Genomic DNA, 4,623 nt, shown 5'->3' on the forward strand with positions numbered 1-4,623 from the left:
TGGCCGTCAGGCAGGCCTGGGCAGACGGCAACGGCGTTGGGTTTTCGACGGTTGAGGGCGATGTCGGCCCCGCGCTGTTTCTGGGCTGGGCAATCACCTGTAATTGATGGTGATGCCAGTGCGCCAGATGGGCATGGTGCGTCACGCTGATCACCGTGGTCGCCGGAAGCGTATCGTGCAGCAACTGATACAGATGGGTTTCGTTGTCGCGATCGAGGGCGGATGTCGCTTCATCCAGAAAAACGTAATCCGGACGCTGTAACAGGATGCTTGCGAAGGCCAGACGCTGCTGTTCCCCACCGGACAGGTATTTGTCCCACGGGTGCACCTGATCCAACGCATCAAGGAGGTGCTCAAGCCTTACTTGCCTGAGCACTTCCCGGCAGTGGGCGTCATCGAATACCCCTGTGGGGTAGCACAGCGCTTCACGTAGCGTACCCACCGGAAGATAGCTTCTTTGTGGGAGAAACAGGCGGGTTCCGCCGGGCAGCGCGATGCTGCCGCTGCCGTATGGCCAGAGTCCAGCCAGTGCACGGAGCAGCGTGCTCTTGCCGTTGCCAGAACCTCCAACAATCATCCAGCGTTCCCCTGGCAGAACGTCGGTATCGGGCAATGTGCAGAGCGTCGAGCCATCGGGCAGATGCAGGTGCAAATCGCGAATACGCAGAATGCCATCGTCGGCAGGGGTAGTCACAGCCGTTGCAGCGCTGCGCGCAGCAATGCCAGATCCTGATAGTTAAACAGGAACCACGAGAGCGCGGTGCGCAGCCGGGAAAAGCCAACGCTCATCTGCATCACGCCGCCAATGGTAATTTCTTTGGCAAAGTAACGCGGGATAACGAACAGATAAGGCACAAAGCTGCTGGCGTCGATGTAGAGCGTCTCGGTAAACGCGACGCGTTTGCTGTAGGTCATCAGGCTGCGCCAGTTGCGACGAATGGCGGCGAAGGCGGCATGCAAGCGCCGCGCTTCCTCGTTTTCACCGCGATAAAAGGCGATTTGCTCCGCGTGTTCACGCACGCGGACCAACTGATAGCGAAAGTCTGCCTCGTAACGCTGCCGCTGGTAGCTGAGTGCGACCAGCGGCCCACCAACCTTCTCCATAATCCACGAGCCGAGCAGTGCATAGGCAATCGCGACCCACAGCATATAGCCGGGAACACGGATATCGTGTCCCCACAGTGACAGCGATAGCGCCCCTGACAGCCCCCACAGGATCACCGCAAAAGAGACGGCGTTCGCCAGATTGCTGAGCAGTCCCAGCCCTAGCGACAGGCTTTTTTCCGCCAACAGGGATAAATCCTCTGCGATACGCTGATCCGGGTTATCCGTCAGCGCCTGACTTTCCAGCCGTTGATAGGCGCGATGCTGTAGCCAACGTTGCAAAAAGATCTCCACCAGCCAGGTGCGCCAGTGCAGGGTAAGCAACTGGGTAAACCATACGCTGAAGGCCTTGCTCAGCACGGAAAGTGCCATCAGTAGCGCCAGGGTGAACATCAGCGTGCTGATGGCGGCATAGTGGAAATCCGCCAGCGCATCGAAAAAGTGACGCTGCCAGTTGCTGATCTCCACGGAGGCGTACACCGTGCCCATTTCCAGCGTGATAATCAGCGCCAGCAATCCGGCGGCGCGCCATTTTTCCGCGCTGCGCCAGTAGCGCAGCAGCAGCGTGGCGGGTGACATGGGTTTGCTCATCATCAGTCAGCGTTAAAATTTGGCGCGCAGCGAAAGCGTGAAGTTACGCGGTGCGCCATAGATGTTATAGGTATTCAGGCCGCCGACGCTCGCGTAGTACTTGCGGTCAGTCAGGTTTTCGCCATTGAGCGATACCGTGAGGTTCTTGTTGATCGGGTAACTGATGGCGGCGTTGAACAAGGCATATCCTCCTTGAGAGCGCTCGTCTGAATTGCCGCGCACGCCGCTGTAGGCGCTGGTTGCGATCAATCCACCGCCGATGCCGAGTCCATCAAGCTGGCCGCCCGCTAAGCGGTAGTGGCTCCATAGCTTGAAGCTGTGTTTGGGCTCACCCAGACTGAAGGTGCCGGATTCGGTGTCATCCTCGAGATAGCGGGTCAGCAGGAAGGTGTAACCTGCGGTAATGTCCCACCCCGGTAACGGACTGCCGCTCACTTCGGTCTCCCACCCTCGGCTGCGCACTTCCCCTGCGGCAATGTAGGAATCCGGGTTGTTCAAATCGACCATAGGGCGATTGATATCATTGATTTGGAACAGTGCGACGGAGGCGTTTAATGCGCCGTCGAAGAAGCTGCCTTTCACCCCGGTTTCATATTGCTTGCCTTTACGCGGGTCAAGTGCGGAGCCATCGGCACGTTGCGCATCTTGCGGGATAAAAATCTCAGAGTAGCTGCCGTAAAGGGAAACCTGCGGTGTCACGGCGTAGATCAAACCGGTGTAGGGGGTGATCTCTCCGTTGGCCGATGACTCTTTGGACCAGGCTGTCGGTGCGGAGGGGCTGATGCTACGGTTGCGAATGGTGAAGTTACTGACGCGACCGCCAACGACCCAGGTGAGCGGATCGAGCAGTTGCAGGCGCGTTTGACCATAGACGCCGCTTTGAATGGTTCGCGTCAGGTTACCGTTGGTGGGGGTAACATCGTATTCACGCACTGCGGACGGATCGAACAGGCTGATGCCGGTTTGCCGCGCGCCAGCCCGGTTATACCCCGCGTACTGATACTCATAGTCATCATAGTTGTAGCCGATCAGTGCCTGATGCTCACGGCCCAGCAGTCGGAAAGGGCCACCCGCGTAGAGATCCAAACCGTAGCGTCGGTATTCACTGTCGAACTGGCGGTTGTACCAATAGCTGACGGTGTGGGTCTCCGGATCCACGCCGGAGGAGACGAAGCTGTCTTTGTAGCCGCTGTCTTTGTCGAGATAGCGGAATTTGCTGGTGGCGGTCCAGCCGTTGTCAAAGCGCTGTTCGATACCCGCAACATACTCCTGCGTGTGGCTGTCGCTCCAGGCCCAGTCAGGCGTTGGATTGAGCGAGCGCGAGACATCCAGCAGCGCACCCGTGGTGTAAGCGGGCAGACCGTAGTAGGGGGCCTTAATGTGGTTAAGCTGATTGGCAAAAGTGACAGAGAGCGTGGTGTCTGGCGTCAGATCGTACTCCAGCACGCCGTAGAACACCTTTTTTTCCTGATGGGTTCGGTCATAGAAGAAATCGCGATCTTGCCAAATACCCACTGCGCGACCGCGTAGCGTACCGCTTTCGTTCAGCGGTCCGGTGACGTCCAGTTCGCTACGATAGTTGTCCCAACTGCCTGCGCTCAGCGTGCCGTTGAGGGCAAAACGGTCACGCGGTTTTTTGGTGACGACGTTGACGGTACCGCCGGGGTCGCCGCTGCCGTTGAGCAGTGCTGTTGGGCCACGCAGGACTTCGACACGGTCGTAGATGGCGAGATCGAACTGCTCCGAACCGCTAAGGCCGCTATAAACCGGCACACCATCGATCGAACTGTTCAAGGCGTAGCCACGCGAGCGATATTGGCTGGTGTCCGTGCCGTTGGGGGTGACCGTTACCCCGGTAACCTGTTGCAGAGCATCTTCGAGCGTAGTGAGGTTTTGATCTTCAATACGCTGCCGGGTAACGACAGAGACGGACTGTGGAATATCCTTTAGCGCTACCGGCAACTTGCTGGCGACGGTAGTTTCCTGCGCGGTATAGGAGGTTGTATCTTCCGTGCGCGCCTGTCCCCAGACGGTAATTCCCCTCAGATTCGCCCCCTCGCTGTCAGCGTCTGCGGGTTGCGTGGTGGGGGTATCGGTGGTGATGGGATCCGCAGCAAAGGCGTTTTCTATACCGCAAGTCAGGCTGGCGACAAAAACTGCCGCCGCGCTTAGTCTAAAATGATGATACCGAAGAGAGTAAGGCTGCCGCCAAGAGCGTGATGCTGAGCGTGTCATGTGTTTTCCCTTATCCAAATTTGTTGTGTGTGAATTCATGGGGTTACAGTGCAAGCCGTCAGCACGATGTCCCTCATTTTTATTTGATAAACCCATAGGGGGTATATTGAAAATCGATCTGATGCTAGAAAGGATAACGGCGTATTAAAAATGATTTTTTTGGATATGGTTTTGTGAAAACTGGAATGATGTTACCTATCATATTGAAATTAATGCATATCTAAATTTTTGCTATGTTTTGCTAATAAAAATACCCTTGTGGGGTATAAAATTCACTGACTCAGGGGTATGTTATCCCCTCACCGACAAGGCAGATATCGAAGCCTTTTAACGGAAAGTCTAAGGATAACAACGAAATGACTAATGGTAGCGATCCTCTCTCATTGCACCTTCCTATCAGCGGCATGTCCTGCGCGGCCTGTGCTGTGCGCCTTGAACGCGTGTTAAACCGCTTGCCGGGGGTGGAGGCTAACGTCAATTTCGCCAGCGAGCGTGCGCGTGTCCGGCTGCAAGGGGAAAGCAGCTCGGTGCAGGATGTGGTCGCGGCGATTCATAAAGTCGGTTTTGACGTGGTTGAACAGACTCTGACGTTGGAACTCTCCGGCATGAGCAGTGAACGCTGCGCTGAACGTATTCAGGCGGCACTTGAAGCCCTGCCCGATGTGCATGCGACAGTGCTGTTTGCCAGCAGCC

At 56.5% G+C, this 4,623-nt stretch carries 4 protein-coding genes; 1 reads left to right on the plus strand and 3 read right to left on the minus strand.

Annotated features, from left to right (window positions below):
* From J5224_RS23400 to J5224_RS23410, 3 genes are all read right to left on the minus strand, one after another.
* Positions 1 to 694: ATP-binding cassette domain-containing protein (locus J5224_RS23400; RefSeq protein ID WP_264627638.1), on the minus strand; the 694-nt coding region annotated here is incomplete at its 3' end.
* Entirely contained in the window at positions 691 to 1,683 is a 993-nt protein-coding gene (locus J5224_RS23405; protein WP_264627639.1) for an ABC transporter ATP-binding protein/permease, read from the minus strand. The genes J5224_RS23400 and J5224_RS23405, both read right to left, overlap by 4 nt.
* 24 nt (positions 1,684 to 1,707) lie before the next feature.
* Positions 1,708 to 3,930 carry a TonB-dependent siderophore receptor gene (locus J5224_RS23410; protein ID WP_264627640.1) on the minus strand — a complete coding sequence of 741 codons (2,223 nt, stop codon included), beginning with the start codon at positions 3,928 to 3,930 and terminating at the stop codon, positions 1,708 to 1,710.
* A 356-nt stretch (positions 3,931 to 4,286) separates the two neighbouring features.
* Between J5224_RS23410 and J5224_RS23415 the strand changes: the two genes are divergently transcribed.
* Positions 4,287 to 4,623, plus strand: a 337-nt coding sequence (locus tag J5224_RS23415) for a cation transporter (RefSeq protein ID WP_264627641.1), incomplete at its 3' end; no start/stop codon positions are given.

Source organism: Candidatus Symbiopectobacterium sp. NZEC135 (assembly GCF_025962695.1).

Excerpts from the sequence above, each read along its gene's own strand:
- J5224_RS23405 (WP_264627639.1), bottom strand. The coding sequence starts at position 1,683 with ATGTCACCCGCCACGCTGCTGCTGCGCTACTGGCGCAGCGCGGAAAAA.
- J5224_RS23410 (WP_264627640.1), bottom strand. The coding sequence starts at position 3,930 with ATGACACGCTCAGCATCACGCTCTTGGCGGCAGCCTTACTCTCTTCGG.